Origin of the sequence: Streptomyces sp. Ag109_O5-1 (assembly GCF_003814875.1) — a bacterium.
GTDB lineage: Bacteria > Actinomycetota > Actinomycetes > Streptomycetales > Streptomycetaceae > Streptomyces > Streptomyces sasae.
Genome location: NZ_RKQF01000001.1, coordinates 2167229 through 2186849, shown reverse-complemented (window position 1 = coordinate 2186849; position 19621 = coordinate 2167229). Strand labels below are relative to the sequence as shown.

At 68.7% G+C, this 19621-nt stretch carries 15 protein-coding genes and 1 pseudogene; 12 read left to right on the top strand and 4 right to left on the bottom strand.

The window, feature by feature from the left end:
• The first annotated feature begins 88 nt into the window (after window positions 1-88).
• Window positions 89-2179 (top strand): NACHT domain-containing protein, encoded by a 2091-nt coding sequence (locus EDD90_RS09860; RefSeq protein ID WP_123972693.1) that lies wholly within the window; start codon window positions 89-91, stop codon window positions 2177-2179.
• A gap of 305 nt (window positions 2180-2484) precedes the next feature.
• Here EDD90_RS09860 and EDD90_RS09855 read toward each other — a convergent pair whose 3' ends face one another.
• Together EDD90_RS09855 and EDD90_RS09850 are read right to left on the bottom strand one after the other, a co-directional pair.
• On the bottom strand, window positions 2485-3282 hold the full coding sequence (locus EDD90_RS09855; protein ID WP_123972692.1) for a hypothetical protein: 798 nt from the start codon (window positions 3280-3282) through the stop codon (window positions 2485-2487).
• A gap of 509 nt (window positions 3283-3791) precedes the next feature.
• Window positions 3792-5030: an IS256 family transposase gene (locus tag EDD90_RS09850; protein ID WP_123980733.1), complete on the bottom strand. Its 1239-nt coding sequence runs from the start codon at window positions 5028-5030 to the stop codon at window positions 3792-3794.
• A 165-nt stretch (window positions 5031-5195) separates the two neighbouring features.
• Between EDD90_RS09850 and EDD90_RS09845 the strand changes: the two genes are divergently transcribed.
• The 11 genes and pseudogenes from EDD90_RS09845 (at window position 5196) to EDD90_RS09795 (ending at window position 17311) form a co-directional block, all read left to right on the top strand.
• A complete protein-coding gene (locus tag EDD90_RS09845; RefSeq protein ID WP_260327770.1) occupies window positions 5196-5465 on the top strand; it encodes a hypothetical protein in 270 nt (89 codons plus the stop codon).
• 760 nt (window positions 5466-6225) lie between these two features.
• Window positions 6226-7476, top strand: a complete 1251-nt coding sequence (locus tag EDD90_RS09840; RefSeq protein WP_123972691.1) for an MFS transporter — start codon at window positions 6226-6228, stop codon at window positions 7474-7476.
• Window positions 7477-7601: 125 nt separating this feature from the next.
• Window positions 7602-8858, top strand: coding sequence for a cytochrome P450 (locus tag EDD90_RS09835; protein ID WP_123972690.1), 1257 nt, complete (start codon window positions 7602-7604; stop codon window positions 8856-8858).
• An 84-nt stretch (window positions 8859-8942) separates the two neighbouring features.
• The gene (locus EDD90_RS09830) at window positions 8943-9545 is read left to right on the top strand and encodes a hypothetical protein (RefSeq protein WP_123972689.1); all 603 of its coding nucleotides are present in this window, start codon (window positions 8943-8945) and stop codon (window positions 9543-9545) included.
• Between the two features lie 238 nt (window positions 9546-9783).
• Window positions 9784-10764 carry a hypothetical protein gene (locus EDD90_RS09825; RefSeq protein WP_123972688.1) on the top strand — a complete coding sequence of 327 codons (981 nt, stop codon included), beginning with the start codon at window positions 9784-9786 and terminating at the stop codon, window positions 10762-10764.
• A 289-nt stretch (window positions 10765-11053) separates the two neighbouring features.
• Window positions 11054-11854, top strand: a pseudogene (locus tag EDD90_RS58945) (MFS transporter); the annotation flags it as partial.
• A gap of 94 nt (window positions 11855-11948) precedes the next feature.
• Window positions 11949-12386: a hypothetical protein gene (locus EDD90_RS09815; RefSeq protein ID WP_123972687.1), complete on the top strand. Its 438-nt coding sequence runs from the start codon at window positions 11949-11951 to the stop codon at window positions 12384-12386.
• 30 nt (window positions 12387-12416) lie between these two features.
• Complete coding sequence (egtD, locus tag EDD90_RS09810; protein WP_123972686.1) at window positions 12417-13442, top strand: L-histidine N(alpha)-methyltransferase; 1026 nt, start codon at window positions 12417-12419, stop codon at window positions 13440-13442.
• A 145-nt stretch (window positions 13443-13587) separates the two neighbouring features.
• A complete protein-coding gene (locus EDD90_RS09805; protein ID WP_123972685.1) occupies window positions 13588-14724 on the top strand; it encodes a GNAT family N-acetyltransferase in 1137 nt (378 codons plus the stop codon).
• 14 nt (window positions 14725-14738) lie between these two features.
• Entirely contained in the window at window positions 14739-16037 is a 1299-nt protein-coding gene (locus EDD90_RS09800; RefSeq protein ID WP_123972684.1) for an ATP-grasp domain-containing protein, read from the top strand.
• 56 nt (window positions 16038-16093) lie between these two features.
• A complete protein-coding gene (locus tag EDD90_RS09795) occupies window positions 16094-17311 on the top strand; it encodes a hypothetical protein (RefSeq protein WP_123972683.1) in 1218 nt (405 codons plus the stop codon).
• 403 nt (window positions 17312-17714) lie between these two features.
• Here EDD90_RS09795 and EDD90_RS09790 read toward each other — a convergent pair whose 3' ends face one another.
• Both EDD90_RS09790 and EDD90_RS09785 read right to left on the bottom strand, forming a co-directional pair.
• A complete protein-coding gene (locus EDD90_RS09790) occupies window positions 17715-18341 on the bottom strand; it encodes an endonuclease domain-containing protein (protein ID WP_185149011.1) in 627 nt (208 codons plus the stop codon).
• A 72-nt stretch (window positions 18342-18413) separates the two neighbouring features.
• On the bottom strand, window positions 18414-19616 hold the full coding sequence (locus EDD90_RS09785) for a PIN domain-containing protein (protein WP_185149010.1): 1203 nt from the start codon (window positions 19614-19616) through the stop codon (window positions 18414-18416).
• Window positions 19617-19621 lie beyond the last annotated feature (5 nt).

Here is a 19621-nt window from a genome sequence, read left to right as displayed (position 1 = left end):
TGAAATCACAGGAACGCCGTTCACGGTCCCGCATGATCACAGTGTGAGACGTGCACTGAAGTGGGTCGGACCGCTGTATCTAGTCGTGGTGGGAACTTTCCTGGCGTGGTACGTCGCGAGCGGCCACTCAGTCAAAGATCTGGGCACTGCCGTGTCCGCCTTCTTGGCTCTGCTGGGCGTGCCTGCCGCAGTGCTGGCCGTGTTTCGCCTCGGCAGGAGCGGGTTGGCGCCCACCCGGCTGGAAGACGTGGCCGATCAACTCGCCGAAGGTGTGCGTCTGCAGTGGGAGGCCGAAGCTCGGGTACAACGCCTCAACGACCCTTTTCCGCTGTCGGTTGAATGGACCGCGGCCGACACTGACCTGGTCGAGTCGTGGCCTTTCCTGAGAGAGCTGGCCGGAGACTGGCCTGGCCAGTCGTCTGAAGCCGCCTCCTCATGGGCTGTCAGCCCCAGGGGGCTGGCCGGCAAGGGGGGTGAAATCGCCCAGGTTTTCGGGCGCGTGCCCACCCGGCGGCTGGTGGTCCTCGGCGAGCCCGGTGCCGGCAAGACCATGTTGCTGATCCGCCTCCTCCTGGCCCTGGTCGAACACCGCTCGCCCGGCGCCGCCGTCCCGGTCCTGTTCTCCTTGGCCTCGTGGGACCCGGACCGGCAGGACTTCTACAGATGGATGGCCGACGAACTTGCGCAAGAACACTCCGCCCTGCGTGCCCTCGCCCCCGTCAATCCCTCGCAGCCCAGCACCAGCACGCAGGCGTATGCCCTACTTGAGCAGCGGTTGATCCTGCCCATCCTCGATGGCCTGGACGAACTTCCCCAAGCCGTGCGCGCCCGGGCCCTGCAATCCATTAATCAGGCTCTACCAGCCGGGCAGCCGCTGGTGCTCTCTAGCCGCACCGCTGAGTATCGCAGCGCCCTGACCACGCCGTCCGGGATCAGCGTGCTTCTGAATGGAGCAGCAGGCATCCGCCTTCTGCCTCTGGAGCCCGAGAAAGCGGCCGCCTACCTGGCCCGCGACGCAGGAGGCTCCGCCGGCCAGGCCGCAGCCCGCTGGAGACCGGTCTCCGTCTCGCTCGAGTCCAACGCACCGGTCTCCGAGGCGCTGAGCACCCCACTCGGTCTGTTCCTGGCCCGTACCATCTACAACCCCGGTCCCGACGAACAGATCACCGAACTGGCTGATCCCAACGAACTCCTCGACCGGGCTCGCTTTCCCACCCGCCAGCACATCGACACCCATCTGTACGCTGCCTTCATCCCCGCCGCATACCGCCCTCACCCGCGCCATCCCGCACGTTGGAGCGTTCAACAAGCCCAGCGCACACACGCCTTCCTCGCCAGCCATCTCCAACACGCCCTGGGCGGCACCCCCAATCTGGCCTGGTGGCAGCTCCACAAAGCCTTCCCATCCGGACAGCCTCTTGCGATGGGGCTCACAGCCGGGCTCTTGGGCGCGCTCCCCGGGAGCCTCGTGCTCGTACCCGATGGCTTTGCATCCGTGCTTGGCTTCTTGCTCTGCACTGGGCTTGCATTGGCAGTAGTGGCAGCCTTGATCACCTCAAGAGCAGGTGAGAGGAGCCCAAGCTCAGGATTCCGCTGGAGCTGGAAGGGAGGATCCGGCTTGCGCACCTGCGGGCTGGCCACCGGCCTCGTCTTCGGGTTCCTGATCGGGCTGACCATCGGGCGTGGCGTCGGGATCATGGGCGGACTCACGGGCGGACTCATCGTCGGGCTTCCCTTTGCCCTCCTGGGCGGACTCCGGTCGGTCCACCCCGACCTGGACAAGGCGGTTGGGCCAGGTACGGTCCTGGCTCGGGACCGGCGCACCTTCTGGACGCTTACGCTCTCGGCCGCATTCACAGGCGCGCTCGTGCATGCACTCCTGCACAAGCTCCTCACCCCTCTTGGGGAAGCCGCCGGACTAGCGCACTTCTGGGAGGAGATGGCCGTCACCTTCGCGTTCACGTTCCCCATCGGCCTCGTGCTCGGCCTCATCCGGTCGGTGTGGATGCAGTTCCTGGTGGCGCGTATCAAACTGGCGGTGAAGGGCCGCGTACCCTGGCGCTTCATGAGTTTCCTGGCCGATGCCCACGAGCGCCGAGGCGTCCTGCGACAGGTGGGGGCCGTGTACCAATTCCGCCACATCGACCTCCAGCGGCACCTCGCAGAACATCAGCCTTGACCCACTGATACCAGCCAGGGCGTCGTCCGCAGCGGCGTTACTCCGGACCAGCGGCACGCCACCGGCCTGGCTGACCACTCCACGACCGCCGCTCAACACGGACACACGCATACGACCTGATAGGCCTCTTCACCTGAGGAGTGCAGCTTTCTTGACGACGGCCAGGACCCTAGGCAAGTCCCATCGTCCCAGGTCAGAGGACTCCTCAGCTTGTTGATCACGCTTCGGACAGGCTCGTTCGTGAAAGCGCGAGGCTAGTTCGTTGAGGGAGTGCGGGGCCGTCCCTTCAGCGGACGGTCCGGCTCTTACGCCTTGCCGCTTTCCAGGCGCTCAAGCTGCCCGATCATCGCCAGGACGGCCTTCCTGCTGGACGGCAGCAAATTACTGCAGTGGCGTGCGATCCCGACGGCCTCCTCGTCGTGGAGCAACTGGAGGACGTCGGCCCGGCCCAGGGCATCGGCGGCCGAAGCGATCTGCTCGTCGGTGGCCCCGGCTGCAGCTTCGAGAAGGCCGATCGCGCGGGGGAGGACGTCGAGCAGTGGCGGCTCGCCGGCCAGACCACCGAGCGCCTCACGCTGTTCGGGCGTCAGGCCGGCGATCTTCAGTGCGATGGCCCGAACTTCCGGATCGCTCAGGAGGTCGATCGTCTGCAGTCGCCCGAGAAGATCAGTGACCGTCTCGGGGGCGGCATCCCCCTCCATGTTCTGGAGCCTGATGTGGCGGACGCCTTGGCGACGCAGCTGCTCCAGGAGAGCCATCTGCGCCTGCACGTCGTCCTCGAAGGCCGCTGTCTCGTCGGCGAAGTAGGAGATGTGCTTCTTGAAAAACGAGGAGAGAGCCCTGAGGTGACGCAGGGTCAGGCTGGCTTCCTGTTTGCCAACCCCCAGCTCCCAAAGGTACGCGCCCGAGATGGGAGTGCCAGTCTCTTCGCTGATCTGCTTCGCCAGCTTCTCCCAGGATGGCGGCCTCCCGCCTTCAGGCGCCCGTGCGTCACGGAGGCTCGACAGTTTCTCCGCGAGTGTGCGCGGCGGCTCATTGGTGCCGTCATCGCCCCTTCCTGGCATCGTCGGCCCCTCCCCCCCTCTGTACAGCTTGATCATCATGCGCAGATGCGCGGACCTTATCGTCATCCACGCACGTGGATATTGCTACGCGGGCAGGCCGCGTGAAGCGCTCTCGCCATGCAGATCTGACCATATGGGTAGGTCAAGCCTGCTGGAGAGGAGCCGCCTCCTGTGAGCTTCTCACGCAGTGAGGGGGCGCAGGTCACCCTTGGTCTTTTCTCCACATGCGTTTACGCGAATCTAGTGCATACCGGTCCAATCGGCGACTCCCCCTCCCGGGTTCGAGGGTATCGACCACTCGCAGGTTCGGGCGACCTGGCGGCGCGAGATGGTACCCGTATCCAAATGCCTCTACATGTGTTTATGGAAAGGGGTCGACCTGTCGTCGCTTGAGGGCTACAGTCAAGGCCTGTCATCTACAGGTGTTTATGGATGTTGGTGTCGGGAAGCCCGTATGCCCGCCACCAGGCGCGTGAGCGACGTTGAAGCGCGCTTCCGAGGAGTCCTCGTCCACGAATGGATGGTGTCCCTTTTCGTGGTGTTGGCGATCAATCGGTAGGCGTGTTCGGGTTGTTGGGTAGCGCGGGGGCGCTTTCGGGGCGTTCGCGGTAGAGCTCGTCCATGCTGCCTTCGGGCAGGTAGCGGCGGGGGAAAGCGATCCATTCGTCATGCATCTCGAAGAGCACGGCGGTGACCAGTCGCAAGAGCGCGTCGTCGTTGGGGAAGACCTGGACGACGTCGGTGCGGCGCTTGATCTCCCGGTTGATCCGTTCCAGCGGGTTGGTCGACTGGATCTTCTTCCAGTGCCTCGGCGGGAAGTCCGCGAACGCGGTCAGATCCTCCTTCGCGTCCAGCAGCATGGCTTTGACCTTGGGAAACTGGGTGCCGAGCATGTCGGCGACGGTGTCGAGCTGGGTGCGCACCAGCTCGGCGGTGGGCTGGGTGAAGATGGTGCGGATGGTCGCGGCGACCATTTCGCCGGAGTCCCGGTCGATCACGTTGAAGACGTTCCGCAGGAAATGAACCCTGCACCGCTGCCAGGCGGCGCCGAGCATGACCTTGCGGACCGCGGCGACCAGACCGGAGTGCTGGTCGGTGACGACGAGGCGGACCCCGGACAGGCCGCGTTCGCGCAGGGAGCGCAGGAACTCCTTCCAGAACGCCTCGCTCTCGCTGTCTCCGACCATCAGGCCCAGCACCTCGCGGTTGCCGTCCTCGGTGATGCCGGTGGCGACCACGACGGCCCGCGAGACGATCTGGTGGTTCACCCGTGCCTTGCAGTAGGTCGCGTCCAGGTAGACGTAGGGGAAGCGGACGTGATCCAGCGGGCGGGTGCGGAACGCGCTCAGCGGTTCATCCAGCGTCGCGCAGATCCGTGAGACCTCCGACTTCGAGATGCCGCTGTCCCCGCCCAGGGCTTTGACCAGGTCATCCACGCTGCGGGTGGAGACGCCGTGCACGTATGCCTCCATGATGACGGCGTAGAGGGCCTGGTCGATGCGGCGCCGGCGCTCCAGCAGGGACGGGAAGAAGCTGCCGGTGCGGACTTTGGGGATCTCCAGGTCGAGATCGCCGGCCAGCGTGGTCAGTACCTTCTCCCGGTGCCCGTTGCGGATGTTGGTCCGTGTCGGCGTGTGCTCGTTCCACTCCGCGCCGATGTGGGCACTCGCTTCGGCCTCGATCAGCTCCTGCACCATCCGCTCGGCGATGGCGCGGATGAGTTCGATTCCGTCGGTCGAGCGTAGTGACTCAAGCAGCCGTATCAGCTCAGACTGGGACAGGGCCATCGTGCACTCCTCGTGGTTGAACTGGGCGTTCACCAAGGAGAGTTACGCGATGGCCCGCCTCCTGTTCAGGGAGCGGTACTCACCCGTGGAAGTGCGCCCCGGGCAGACGCCCGCGCACTCCCAGCCGCTGATCGCCAACACCACGCCGAGGGACACGATCCACGAATGCCGCCCGAGCAGCAGGAGGGGACCATCTTGATCGTCCTGAGCCGCCGCAGCATCGCGGCAGGGGTACTCGGCTTCGCGCTCGCCGGTGGGGGCCTGGCCGCTGCGCCGGCAGCACAGGCCTACGACACGGCGACCATGAAGGTGTCGTGCAGCGCGGTGAAGTTCCACAAGAGCCCGAGCAAGACCAGCGTGGTCGTCGGCATCGGATACAGGGGCGACAAGGTCCGAGTCGACCAGTTCGCCTACAAGGTCAAGGAGAAGACCTAGTACTCCCGCGGGACCGTGACACGCCGATCTGACGGCAAGCGCGTGCGCGGTTACGCCATCTACTACTGCGTCAATCCCTACGAGGTCTCCCCACCCCCAGCCTATCCGAAGCGTCCGTAACCCCGTCGGCGGTGCCACCTGCTCAGACTGGGGCGGCACGATCCCCCCGTCGCCGGGGCACATACACCTTCGCCCCCGGTGCAGCTGCCCCGTGCGCCGTCAGCCGCACAGACCAGTCGAGGACTCCACCCCCCCCGTATGGTCCTCGACTCCCTGGAGGGGCGCCGCCGCAGGCTGCGGCGGCGCCCCTCTGCCGTCCGGCTCATGGTCCCGGAATCACGGTGCATCGCAACCGCGTGCTCGCCGAGCGGAATCACGGCCGGTAGCGCAAGACCGGCATCAGCTACCGAGCGGCACCGCTTCCTCTTCATGCGGAGATATCGATGGACGCCCTTCAGCAACGGCGCACCACTCGTTTGAAGGTTCTCTCGGTGACGTCCAGCTCGCCGATGTCCGGAGCCCCTGTGGGTTCCGGACAGTCGAGCCTGGCCCCCCGGCGATCACCCGCCGGTGAGGGGCACACCCGTCGTCGGGCACCGAAGTGAGTCGGCGCCCGACGTGCCAAACAGCTGCGCTTCGCCAGAAGGTCCCGCTCAGCTGCGCCGTGGACTCGCCGTAGGGCGCTGACCTTCCGACCGGTTCCAGTCTCCCGCCCCCGGCGCCGAGAGGCGCCGCAGTTCTTCGGCTACCTGGAGTTTTGGTGCCCACAACAGTCTCATCCCCGCAATCACTGTCCAGGTCGCCCTCGGCTCCGGCCTCGAATCGGTGGCCTCCGATCATCTGGGCACTGCTCGTCGCGACGTTCGTCGTGCGCGCCGCAGGCTTTGTTTATCCGTACCTGCCCTATCGCCTGGATGAGCTGCACCTGGATACGGCAGTTGTGAGCACCGTCCTTGCGTTGTGGGGTGCCGGCTGGTTCATCGGGCAACTGCTGTGCGGATGGCTGGCCGACCGGGTCGGCCGCCGGGCCACTCTGGTCGGCGCAATGACGGCGGCAGCTGCAGCGTTTCCTCTACTCGCCGAAGCCCGCACCCCACAGGCCCTCGGCGTCGCGGCTGTTGTGTCCGGACTTGTCTACGACGCCCCCCGCCCGATCGTGGCCGCCCTCGTTGCCGACACCGTCCCGGACGAACCGGGGCGCGCACGCATCACCGGCTGGCGGCACTTCGCCGTCAACCTCGGGGCCGCCACCACGGGACTTGTCGGCGGAGCCCTCGCGGAGCCGGTCGGTATCTCGGTGCTGTTCTGGTGCAACGCAGTGGTGTGTGGCGCATTCGCCGTCGTCGCACTTCGGGTTGTTCCGCCGCTTAGTTCGGGACCGTCTCTCAGGGACGGGACGCACCGGCAGGCCTTCACCGACCCGCTGCTGTGGCTGCTGTGGCTCACGAGCCTACTGATCCTGATCCCGGTCGCCGCTCTCTTTTCCATTCTCCCGATGATGATGGCCCAGGACGGCCTGCCGCCTACGGCGTACGGGTGGACCCAAGCCGCCAGCGCCGTCGCCGTGATCGTGCTGGCCCCTCTCCTCAACCCCCTGCTCGTACGCCGAGCCAGGCACCCCACCCCGATGGTGGGTCTTCTCAGTACAAGCGGGATCATCCTCGGCGCGGGGATGGGCTCCGCCGGCCTGGCCTCTTCGACCGTCGGCTACGGCGTTGCCGCTGCACTGGCGGTACCGGGGGAGATCATTGCCTTCGTCGCCGCCACCGACATCCTCAACCGGATCGCGCCGCAGCAGAGCCGGGGCGTGTACGCGGGCATCTGGGGCACGACGCTCGCGGCCGCGGTTGTGTGCGCCCCCGCCCTCGGCGGATGGGCTCTTGCCCTGGGCGGCCACCACCTCGTCGCCCTGATCACCTTCATGACCGGCCTGCTCGGCGCGGCCTTCTGCCTGCCCTTGGCCGCGCTGCTGCAGTCCTCAGCGCGAGCGTCCGCACGACGGAGCTCGTGAACGTCGGCCATTCCCCCTACCCACACCACCACCTCGCCGCGGGCCCAAGAGCCAGTTGCCGATCTCCCCGGCACACCTGAGCTGCCCCGTAACCCTCCTACTTCCCTCTTGCAGAAGGCGACGACATGACACGCCATGCCCTCACCACCGGCCAGCCGCACTACCGCCTCGACCCCACCGGCACCGACATCCAGGGCGAGGCCGCCGCACTGCGCGAATACGGCCCGGCCACGCGCGTCCTGCTGCCCCGCGACATCCCCGCTTGGGCGGTGACCAGCCAGGACCTCGCCTGCCGGCTGTTGACCCGCACGGACGACATCTCCAAGGACGCCCGGCAGCACTGGCCCGCCTACATCGCCGGTGAGATACCGGCCGACTGGCCACTGCGCGTGTGGACGGACGTCGTGAACGCCCTGACTGCGCACGGCCTCGACCACAAGCGGCTGCGTCTCCCCCTCGCCCAAGCGTTCCGCCCGCGCCGGGTCCGCGCCCTCGTCCCTCACGTGGAGAACATCACCGAACAACTCCTCGACGACCTCCAGGCGACCGGCCCGGACGAGGAAGTCGACCTGAAGGCAGCCTTCACCTGGAGACTCCCGCTCCTGGTCATCGACCAGCTTTTCCACGTGCCTGGCCACCTCCGCAGCACCTTCCGCGGCGCATGCGGCGACCTGTTCGCCACCAGCCTGTCCTCCGAGGAGATGAACGCGGCCCGGCTGCGGATCAACGCACTCATCATCGAACTGATCGACTACAAGCGCGCCCACCCCGGCGACGACCTCAGCACCGACCTGATCGCCGCAAACGACGCCGGCGAACTCAACGGCCAGGAGTTGATCGACTCCTTCCTGCTGGTCATCGGTGCCGGCCACGAGACCACCGTCAATGCGCTGGGTCACGGTGTCGTCGGCCTGAGCACCCATCCCGACCAGCTGGCCCTCGCCATAAGCGAGCGGGTCCCCTGGGAGCGGGTCATCGAGGAGATCCTCCGCCACCAGTCCCCCGTTGCCACCGTCGTCGCGCGATTCGCGGTCCGGACGATCCACGACGAGCCCACCGGCCTGACGTTCGGGGAGGGCGACGTCATCGTGGTGAACTACGCGGCCGCCGGACGTGACCGGATCGTCCACGGCGGTACCGCCGACGACTTCGACGTCACCCGACCCACGGCCCACCGGCACTTGGCATTCGGCGTCGGCGCGCACATGTGTGTCGGCGCCGAGCTGGCCCGCATCGAGGCCCGCATCGCGCTGCGGCAGCTCTTCGCCCGGTTCCCCCAACTGCGCCTCGCTGTCGAGCCCGTGGACCTGAAGCCCTTGTCCAGTTTCATCTCCAACGGCTACGCGAGCCTGCCCGTCGTCCTCGGCCCCAGCGCCAGCTGACTCCCCATCGCCGCCTAGTTGCGGCCGCCTGACCCTGCCCATCACCGGGGCTTCGAGTCCCGGGCCCACCTCATAGGAGTTGTTGTGCTGCGCCAGTCGATCGCGCTGCGTCTCACCGCCCCGTTCGCCGTCGTCGCCCTCACCCTCACCGCCTGCGGAGGCAAGGACGGCGGCACCGGCGCCGCGCAGCCAGCCTCTACAGAGGCCAAGCCATCGCCGTCCAAAACCATCTCCACAGCCCTCATCGCCGGGAACAGCGTGAGTGGCAAAATCACGGAGGATGTTGGCACGATCACCTACGGTGTCTCCGCGCTGGAGGTCACTTTCGGTACGGAGGCGCAGGCCAAGGCGACCGTGCAGGATCCGGCCGATGCCGCGGGCAAAGTGATCGCCATCGCCCACGTCCGTTACACGCATCAGGCCGGACCCGCACTGACCAGCTCCACGAACGCCGACGACAGCACCACGGTGTGGGCGGACGGGCAGCGCGGCGCGATCCTCCTCGGTTCCCCCACCAAAGCGCCCGGCTGTGACGACCCCTACGACATCCGCTCGTGGACGACGGGCCAGTCCCACACGGTCTGCGAGTGGTACCTGATCCCGGCCGACGCGAAGAAGGCGCAGGTGCACTGGTCGCCTGACGACGGCACGCCCTACGTCTGGACCTTCCCGGGCCCGGGTGCCTAACACCCAAGTTCCTCGGCGGCGCAGTTCGGCTCCGCGGTCCTGGAGGCGCGGAGCCGGACAGGCGGCACGTCGCTGAGGCCCGGCACCGACTGCGCGGATCCAAGGTGCCTGCGTGCCCTTGGCGGCTTGGTCCGCCCCTGTCCCCGTACGACTCGACATCCCTGCACAGAAGCCTTCCGGAGGAAACCCCGTCATGTCTTTCTCCGCAGAGCGGTTTTCGCGCAGACGCTCTCTGGCCGTGACCGTCATCAGTGTCAACGCGGTGATCGCCCTCAGCGCATGCAGCGGCACCGGCAACCCGGCCGCAGACACCACGACAGCGACGAGCACTGCTCCCGTCCCTCGGGGCGTGGTCAGCCGCTCCGAAGCAGCGGCCGTCGTCGACCACTACGAAGAGGTCAACGCACAGGCAAACAAGACTCAAAACGCCGAACTGCTCGGCACGGTGGAAGGCGGCCAGCTCTACGAGCAGTCCAAGGCCGACTACCGGTTCTTCCCGACCTGGCCGAAGAGGGACCAGGCGTACTACAAGAAGGCCTTCACCTACCGCGACCGCTCCTACTACATCCCCGAGGGCCAGAGCTGGTTCGCCGTCAAGGCCACTGCCAGCGGCTCGAAGGATCAGGCGCTCCTCGTCTTCGACAAGACCACCGACCGGCGCTTCAAGATGGTCGCTGCCATCTACAGCGACTCCACGAGCCAGATCCCCGCCATCGACACCGGCAACCACGGCCTGGCGACCGCCGTGGCCCCTTCCACCCGTGTCGGCGCCCTCGCTCCCGACCAGATAGCCGGCGCGTACGAGGACCTGTACGCGACCGGCGGGAAGAACGCCGGTACCCAGCTCGCCAGCACCACAGCCACCCGGACCGTCCTCAAGACCTACCGTGAGCGCACCACCTACAAGAACGCCAAGTACGCCACGCTGCACTGGGAAACCGCCCAGCCCACGAGGCCGAGGATCTACGCCCTGCGCCTGCGGGACGGCGGGGCGTTGGTGGTCTTCCCCACGGCGCACAACCGTATGGAGCAGCTCAAGGACGGCTACATCTACAAGGGCTATATCAAGCTCGTCCCCGGCTCCCAGCAGGCCGTCTACAACAAGACCCCGCGCGTGGCGATCCTGGACGAACTCCAGGGCCAGGCCCTCGCCGCCCTCACGCCCTCCGGTAAACCGGCAGTGCTCGGCGTCGAGTACCGGATGGTGGACTCCCGGTGAGGGCGCAGACCTTCACGCAACGGGGGAGCGGTCCTCGCCGCGCACATCGGCGTCAGCTCCTGCCTACACCCGCGGCGGGGGACGGGGAGAGCGAGCGTGACGCGCGTTTCGCTGACTTCCGGGCTCGGCGTCTGGCCGGGGTGGAGGAGACCGGCTGTCTGGCTGAGCGCAAGCTCGCCGCTGGGGTCCTTGACCTGTTGGCCGCGTGGAACCAGCAGCGCGCGCTTGCCCAGGTCGTCCACCAGGATGGCGGGCTTGCCATGGTCAGCGGTATGGGCTGGGCGCTGCGATGCCTGGCTCACAGCGCCTGGCGGAACACTCCCGGTTGGGAGCAGGCCTTCCACCCGGCTGCCACCGCGCCCGTTCCGCCGCTGGCGGAACGGGGAGGATACGTTCCACCTCGGCGGCAGCCATGACGCTGCTGCACGCCGCACGGTCGCCGGCCGGGACACCGGCGCGGCCGATTCGGTACCGGGACGTCCTGGGAGTGCCGGGCGCGACACGGATGCTGGCCGGGACGCTGATCGGCAGGATGCCCAGCGCGATGGCGCCGCTGGCCATCCTCCTGGCCACCGACCGTCCTACCTTCGGCGCGTCTCTGGCCGCGGTGTATCCGCTGGCCAGTGCCGCCGGCGGCCCGCTGAACGCCCGCCTGGTCGACCGGTGCGGGCAGCGCCGGGTGCTGAGCGCGGGCTGCGCAGTGAGTAACGGAGCGTTCGTGGTGCTGGTGGCCGTGCACGGCAGCGTCTGGTGGGCGGTCGCCGCGGTCGCGGTCGCCGGGGCGGGACGGCCGCCTCTGGAGGCAGCGCTCAGATCTCGGTGGGGTGACGGGATGATGCCCTCGCCTGACCACCGCCGGGTGGCGCTGGCCCTGGAGGCCGGTTCGCAGGAGCTCATCTACATCGCCGGTCCGCTGCTGGTGGCCGTGGTCGTTCAGACGGCATCCGCGTCGTGGGCGATCTTGGTCACCGCGGTCGCCGGTGCCGTGGGCGCCACCCTGTTCGTCACCACCCCCCAACCGCGCACCCTCGGCGCCAACTCCCGCACGGTTAGCCGTGATTGGCTCGGACCTGCCCGTGTGCCGGGCCTTCGGGCGCTGTATGCGTCGATGGCCTGTGCGGGGCTCAGTATCGGGGCCCTGACTCCCGTGGCCGTGCAGGCAGCGCGCAGGCGAGGCGCCGGCGTTGACCGGGGCCCTGCCCGCCGCCCTGTCGGCAGGCGCCGTGATCGGCGGTCTCCTCTACGGGGCTCGCCCGTGGCGCGGCGGCACCGGGCGTCATCTGAGCGTCCTGTCGGCCGCGTTCGCCGCCGGGTGGCTCCTGCTGGCCATCGCGCCGACTCCCGCGGCCGCGCTGTGCGCGGTCCTCGTCCCTGGCCTGGCCATGGCCCCCCTGTTGGGTACCGGGTTCGTCGCGACCAGCGCCTTGGCGCCGCCCGGGCGTACCACGGAGGCACACGCCCTGCTGGTTGCCGCATTGGACATCGGATGTGCCACAGGGACGGCCGCCGCCGGACCGGTGCACACCCCGCTCCTCCTCCCCGCCGGCGCAGCTGCCGCTGCCCTGATCTGCCACACCGCCCGCCGGCGGCTGACGCCGAGCGCTGCTTCCTGCTCGTCCTGACCGTCTGTCGATCCGAAGGAGCACGTTTCCGTGAGCCAGTTCCTGATCACGCGCACGCTGTCCGAGGAGGCCACCGATGCCGCCCTGCGTGCCGATGTCCTGCGCGGCCTGACCCGCAGGCCCAAAGCACTGCCGCCCAAGTGGTTCTACGACGCGCACGGCAGCGGCCTCTTCGAAATGATCACCGAGTTGCCCGAGTACTACCCCGCGCGCGCCGAAAACGACCTGCTGATCGCCACCGCCCCCGACATCGCCGCGGCCACCGGCGCCCGCACGCTCATCGAACTCGGCTCCGGATCCTCGCAGAAGACGGCGCACCTGCTCGACGCCCTGCCAAGCCTGGACACCTACATCCCGATCGACGTGAGTGAAAGCGCGCTCACTCAGGCCGGGCACACCCTGACCCGCGAGCGGCCCGCCCTGAACGTCCACGCCCTGATCGCCGACTTCACCACCGGACTCGCCATCCCCGGGGCACCGGGCCCGCGGCTGTTCGCGTTCCTGGGCAGTACCATCGGCAACTTCCCGCCCGTCGAACGCGCCGCCTTCCTCTACTCGATCCGCGCGCTGCTCGAACCCGGCGACTGCCTCCTGCTCGGCACCGACCTCGTCAAGGACGAGGAGGCGCTCGTCGCCGCCTACGACGACGCGGCAGGCGTCACCGCCGCGTTCAACAAGAACCTGCTCTCCGTACTGAACCAGAGCCTGGACGCCGACTTCGACCTCGACGCCTTCGACCACGTCGCCCGGTGGGACCCGGCCAACGAGTGGGTCGAGATGCTGCTGCGTTCGCGTACCGACCAGAGCGTGAAGATCCCCGCGGTCGGCCTCACCGTGGACTTCGCCGCCGGCGAGGACCTGCGCACCGGGATCTCGGCCAAGTTCCGCATGCAGGGCATCCGCCGCGAACTCACCCTGGCGGGGATGGAGCTGACCCGGTGGTGGACCGCCGGCCCCGTCTACGGACTGGCCCTCGCGCAGCCCATCGACGCGCAGATCATCACGCCCCGCCCCTACGGCCCGCGCCGGTCCCCCACCGATACCGGCACGTCATGAGACTGCCGACCACCGCTGCCGCGCGGGCCCGGAGGCGCCCGAGCGCGGTCTTGGCCTTGTGGCTGCCGGCGACGTGGCCGCGCCGAGCCGCCTGGCGACGATCTCCCCTTTTTTTCTTGCCGTCCACGGATACCGGAGACAGAGCATGCATCGCACCAAGTTGCGGGAGCCCGTCGGCAGCTCCGGCGCGCAGCGCCTGCGCCATCCCCAGTCAGGTGATCGGGCCAGCCGCGTACACCGTGACCTCGTCGCGGTGTACACGGTGGACGGCCGGGCCGCCGTGGCCTGGGCGGAGCGGCAGTGGCCCGCGCTGTACGAGCAGGATCCGCTGGCCACCCCCTACAGTTCGCCCGGGTGGCTCGCGGGCTGGGCATCCCAACTGCCCCGAGCGGCCACCCCTCTGCTCCTCATCGCGATGGACTCCACCGGGGCGCGGGGCGCGCTGGCTCTCGCACGCGAGCAGCGTTCCGACGGCACGGCGGTTGTCCGTCCGCTGTCTGCGTCCTGCGAGTACCTGACCGTGGTCGGTCCCGGATCCGCAGACCAGCGGGTCGCGTATGCCCTGGCACGCCGACTGGCCGGCCTGGCCCGAACCTCGGTCGTCACGCTGCCCCAGATGCCTGCCCGGTCCCCGCTGGCACAGGCGATACAAGGCCAGCCGGGCTGGCAGCACACCACATCCCCCACCGCCGTCGTGCCGCTTCCGCTGGACGTGGCCGCCTTGGCGAAAACCATCCGCCGGCAGCACACCCGGCGTGAACGGAAACTGGCACACACCGCCGTCGCCTACCGCAGGACCGGCACCGCGGACGCCCTACTCGGCGCACTCCCGACGCTTGTGGCCCTGCACGCCGCCCAGCACCCCACCGGCGATCCGGCACCGCAGCCAACACTGCACGCCTGGACCGGCGTTCTGCGCCGCTGCGCCGACAGCGCCTTCATCGCCGAAGCGACCCTCGACAACACCGTCATCGCCTCCCAGCTGTGCCTCCACCGCGCACGGCACTGCTACTCACTGCTGCCCGCGATGCACCCCGCCTTCCGGCACCTGGGTCCCGGCCACGCCCTGCTGCGCTGGCTCGCCGCCGACCTCGCCGCCGACGGCTACACCCACCTCGACCTCGGCCCCACCCGCCCCACCCCGGAACAACTCGGCTACAAGGCGCAGTACGCGCCGACCTGGGACAGCAACGTGACGTCGATCTCCAGTGCGGCCGTCGCGGCCCCCGGCCCACCGGCGCCCGCAATCCCGGCCCACCTCAACCCCTACACCGCTCACTGAAAGGGCAGACCGGCATGACGCGACTGGACAACCACGCCCCCACCAGCTCCAAGACCCACCTGCCCCTCCTCCTGCTGGGCGCCGGAGCTCCTGAGACGCGGGAGTACCTGCTGCGGCAGATCACGCGCGCCAGGCCCGTGGTGCTCGTCGACGAGAACCCGCCGAGCTGGGCCATCCCCTACACGCACGCGCACGCCAGGATCAACCTGCGCGACACCGAGTCCGCCAGCGCGCAGCTCACCACGCTCGCGGCCCGCCACCGCGCAGTCGGCATCACCACCTACATGGAACATTTCGTGCAGCTGGCGGCGGGCACCGCCCACCTGCTCGGCCTGCCCGGACTGACCCCGGCGGCGGCCGGCGCCTGCCGGGACAAGGCGACCACGAGGCGCCTGTTGGCCGAGCACGGTGTCCCCTCGGCACTGTCCTACCTGGCCGCGGACACGGACCAAGCGGTTAAGATCGCCGACGAGCTGGGCTACCCCGTCGTCGTCAAGCCACGCGGCCACGCGGGAAGCGCCGGCGTCCTGCGGGCCGACAGCGACGAGGACGTCCGCGCCGCGGTCGGCCGGGCCCTGACGGACAGCGTGCTCGGCCTCGAAGGCTGGGCCGTGCCCGGCGTCCTGGTCGAGGAGTACATACCCGGCCCCGAAATCAGTGTCGAGGCCGTCGTCCTCGACAACCCCGAACACGTCCGGATCGCCGCGGTGACCCGCAAGTCCCTGGGCCCCGAACCACAGTTCCAGGAAGTAGCCCACAGCGTCGACGCGGCCGACCCTCTGCTCACCGACCCGGTCCTCGCCTTCGTCGTCACCGCCGCCGTACGCGCCCTCGGCATCACCCGGGCCGTCCTGCACATCGAACTCCGGCTCAGCCCCGACGGACCCCGCATCATCGAGGTCAACGGACGCCCTGCCGGCGACCTCATCCCCCTCCTCGTCGAGGAGGCCACCGGCATCAACCTCCCCAAGGCCCTCGCCGCCGTCGCCGCGGGCGGCACACCCGATCTGACCCCCAGCCGCGCCGACGCGGCCGCGATCGGCTTCCTCTACCCCGAACACCCCGGCCGCATCGAACACCTCGCCCTGCACGGAACCCTGCGCGAACAGGTCTGGCTGGAACGGTTCGTGTGGACGCGCACTACCGGCACCCACGTATCGGCACCGCCCCACGCCAGCATCGACGACCGCCTCGCGCACTGGATCGTCACCGGCCCCACCGCCGAAGCCTGCGCCCGCCGCCGCGCCCTGGTCACCGACCACCTCTCGGTGCACATCTCCCGCCCCGCCCACACCACGACCTGCACCACGTGAAGACCACCTCCTCCGTCCCTGGAAGGGGCCCGTGCGAGCCGTCGACACCCGCTGTTGTGGTCATCGCCCCCCAGGCCGGCTCCCGGCACGCCCATGCCCTCCACGACCGCAACCTGACCGCCATCGCGGTCAACCCGGTCACCGCCGCAACGCCGCCCTCCCACCGCGGCGTTGCAGCGGGCGATGGCTACGCCTCCGTCATCACCTACGACGGTGACCTGCGCCGTACGCTCAACAAGTTGCGGGCGGCCAGAGTGGGGACGGTCCTGGCGGCAAGCCCGGCCGGCGTCGGACTCGCCGAACGGATCGCCTGGCACCTGCGCCTTCCCGGCACCGGCGTCCCCGGCTCGACCAGCCTGCGCACCGACCCCGGTGTCCAGGCCAAGGCCCTGGCCCGAACGGGGATCGTGACCCCCTACACCCTGCGCACCGCCCGCCTCGCCGAAGCACTTTCCTGGGCCAACTGCGTCCCGGCCCGGGCGTACCGGCTCATGCCCGCCGCCTTCGGCACGGGCGCCGAAGTGGCCCACTGCCACAGCCACGGCCAGATCACCCGGGCCTGGCCACGGATCCAGCACGTCGCCTTCCGCCACACCGGTACGACAACCCTCGTCCTCCAGGAACTGGTGCACGGCCACGAGTACCTGGTCGACTCCGTCACTCACCCCGGCCCCGGCGGCCCCCAGCACACCGTCACCAGCATCTGGACATACCACCCTTCCGCGCCCGGCCGACCGTACCGATACGACCTCCTGCACCGCCACAATCTCCTGGCCCGCCGGCTGTCCATCGAGGTGTGCCGCGCCCTCGATGCCCTCGGCGTCGAAGACGGCACCATCACCTGCCACCTCGTCTTCGAACCCGACCGCGGCCCCCTCCTGCTCTCCGCCCGCGTCACCACCCACCGCTCCCACGCCGACGAAACGGTCTGGAAGATCACCGGCATGGACCCGCTCGACGCCGCTCTGGAACGCACACGGCCTGACCGGCCAGAGCACAGCGGGAGTGCAGGCCCGCGCATCACACGTATCCGCCTGCAAGTCCTGCGCCCAGCCGGACTGAGCACCGTGCCCGTTGGACGCCTGCAAGCCCTGCCGACGGTCAGGTGCCTCGACATACGCCCCAGCCCGGACCCCTTCATGGCCCCTTTGACGGTGCCCAGTTACGAGATCGTCCTCAGCCATGACAGCCGTGACGCGGTCGAGCGTGACTGCCACCACATCACAGCTCTGACAGCCCTCGACCACGTGTCCCGTGATCTGCCTGACCGCTAGATCGGGGACCCGCGCGAACTAGGCGACCGGTGCAAGGGCCACGCCGAGGCGGAGTCGGTGAAGGCGCACGACCGCGTTCACGGCCGGTGGTCGCCGGCCGGGGTCACCCTGCGTCAACAGACGGCCGACAGCCCTGCCGGATCGATGCCTCATGCTTCCCCATGTACGGCGTGGTCCCGGACATCGACCAGGGGGCCATCGTCCACGCCCCGCTTCCGACCGCCCCGCAGCCCGGCCAGTACGGGCGCGGTGCCGGACGGGGCGGAGGCGTACGGCAAGCGGATCGGCAAGTGACTGTCAGGCCGCAGCAGCGGCATCCGCCGCGTGAGGTTCTCCCGAACTCGGGCAGGACAAACGCTGTCAAGTCCCGCTCGGGGACATCACCTTGAAGCATCCCGAGAAGCTAGCGGAGAGGCTGTCTGACCTGCAAGAACTCACGAGTTAGTTCGGTTAACGGGCCGCGCACCATACCCGTCGAGTAGTCGTGATCAACCATCGCCCCAGGCAGAGCGTCGCACAAGTGGCAGTCCGGCCCAAGGGCTTCGACCAGGGCCGCGCGCATCCTCCTGACAGGAGCGGTCCTGGCCGGGAGCGGAGGCCAGTAGTGCATGGTGACGGTGTAGTTGTCGCTCTGGCAGCGCTGCTCGGGCCGCAGAGCCGTCGACGGCACCCCTTCGTCGGCGGCCTGGGCGAGCCAGGTGTGCGCGACGGACTCGTGTGTTCCGTCGGAGCGGTAGCCCTGGAGGAGCCCGCCGCTGGTCTCCGTCCACGAGCAGATCTGCGTGTGTTCCCACCTCTGCTCGGTACGGCCTTGAGCGCAGAGCAACTTGCCGTCGCTCATCAGATGGAAGCGGCCATCATCGCCGAGCACGGCAACCCGGGGCGAGGACGGTTTGGGCTCGCCGGACAGGCGGCACGGCACCCCGGCCCGCTCCCGAACCATCTGGTCGACCCCGGCCACGCCGAAGTGGGCCAACTCCCACAGCAACTTCGCCCGGCGGTACGGGGGGAGGTCATCAAGGGTCGGCATGTGCCGCATCGTGCCGTACGGCACTGACAATCCGGCCAGCGCGAGCGGCAGGCCCCCACGCTCAGGGCCGGGTCATCCCTCGGAGTGGTCGTTGCGCTGCAGCTGCCTGATGAGCGCCCTCCTCAGCTCGGCGCTCTCGGCGGGGCGCACGACTTCCTGGAACCGGGGCATGTTGACGTTGAGCACTGTCGACCGAAGAGCCGCCAACAGGGACTGCTCCAGTGGAGTCGACCCGGACAGCGGTAGCTTCAGTTCATCGAATGCCTCTTCGGCGAGCGGGAGCGGAGTCTCGCCGCGCAACACCGTAAGGAGCGACTCCGCGCCGCGCGGCGTGAAGAGCACCGACGTGGTCCAGCTACAGGCGCCCCAGGCAGTTAGTTCTGGCCGGGCACTTGTGAGGACGGCTCCGCCGAGGTTCCACCGAACGATGGCGGTGCACCAGGCGTGATCCCCGATGTGGTACGTCTGAATGTTGTTGACTCCGCCGAGGGCAACCTGGTGGGTCTGCCATCCCAGCGCCGGAACGATCACGCGTTCCCCGGCGAGTCCGGTGGCGACAGTGCACGAAAAGGACCCGTCGACGGGGAGCGTGAGAGTTTCACGGGATACGCGCGCGACCTCGTCCCGGAACATAGGCGACCCCAAGATGCCGACCGCGTACTCCTCGTCGACCGTGGTCGGTTCAGCGAACCGGGCTGCTACCTCGTCCATGCTGGTCAAGTGAACGAACCGTCCGTCGAGGCCGGCGATGTCCTCGCTCATGGGTGACGGGTAAGGCGCGCCCGATCCGAAGTCGTTGGTGTTGGCGCTGACGAAGTAGACCGTCTCGTCCGGGTGTTCACGCGCGTACTCCACGGCGGACAGCCAGATGGCCGCGTCTCTGGCGCCGGTCTTGACGTCCTTCACGGTCTTGCAGGGGGCGAGGGTGTTCGCCTCGCGGAAAGCCGCCTCCCGCAACGCCACCTCACTGGTCGGGACCTCGCTCACGACCGTCCGCCACTTGCTCCGCCAGTGGGCCCGGACATCCGCCAGCGCGCACTCACCGAGAGAGGCCTTCAGCGGCCAGGGGCTCACCTGCTGGAGAGCTTCGACGGCCTGAGCGGCCTTGTCGAACTTGTCGCGGTACTTGATGGCCTGCTGTGCGGCCAACTCCTCCAGCACCATCCACGGTACGGCCACCTGTTCGGCGTCGAGGGTGCGGATCGCACGTAGAAGGTCGGCGCTGCTGCTCTCCGGACTGAAGGATCGGAGGATGCATGCGTCCAGAATGATCAACGCTC

Coding starts and splice junctions, on each gene's coding strand:
- EDD90_RS09855 (WP_123972692.1), bottom strand. CDS start 3,282: ATGATGATCAAGCTGTACAGAGGGGGGGAGGGGCCGACGATGCCAGGA.
- EDD90_RS09850 (WP_123980733.1), bottom strand. CDS start 5,030: ATGGCCCTGTCCCAGTCTGAGCTGATACGGCTGCTTGAGTCACTACGC.
- EDD90_RS09845 (WP_260327770.1), top strand. CDS start 5,196: ATGCCGCCCGAGCAGCAGGAGGGGACCATCTTGATCGTCCTGAGCCGC.
- EDD90_RS09835 (WP_123972690.1), top strand. CDS start 7,602: ATGACACGCCATGCCCTCACCACCGGCCAGCCGCACTACCGCCTCGAC.
- EDD90_RS09805 (WP_123972685.1), top strand. CDS start 13,588: ATGCATCGCACCAAGTTGCGGGAGCCCGTCGGCAGCTCCGGCGCGCAG.
- EDD90_RS09800 (WP_123972684.1), top strand. CDS start 14,739: ATGACGCGACTGGACAACCACGCCCCCACCAGCTCCAAGACCCACCTG.
- EDD90_RS09790 (WP_185149011.1), bottom strand. CDS start 18,341: ATGCCGACCCTTGATGACCTCCCCCCGTACCGCCGGGCGAAGTTGCTG.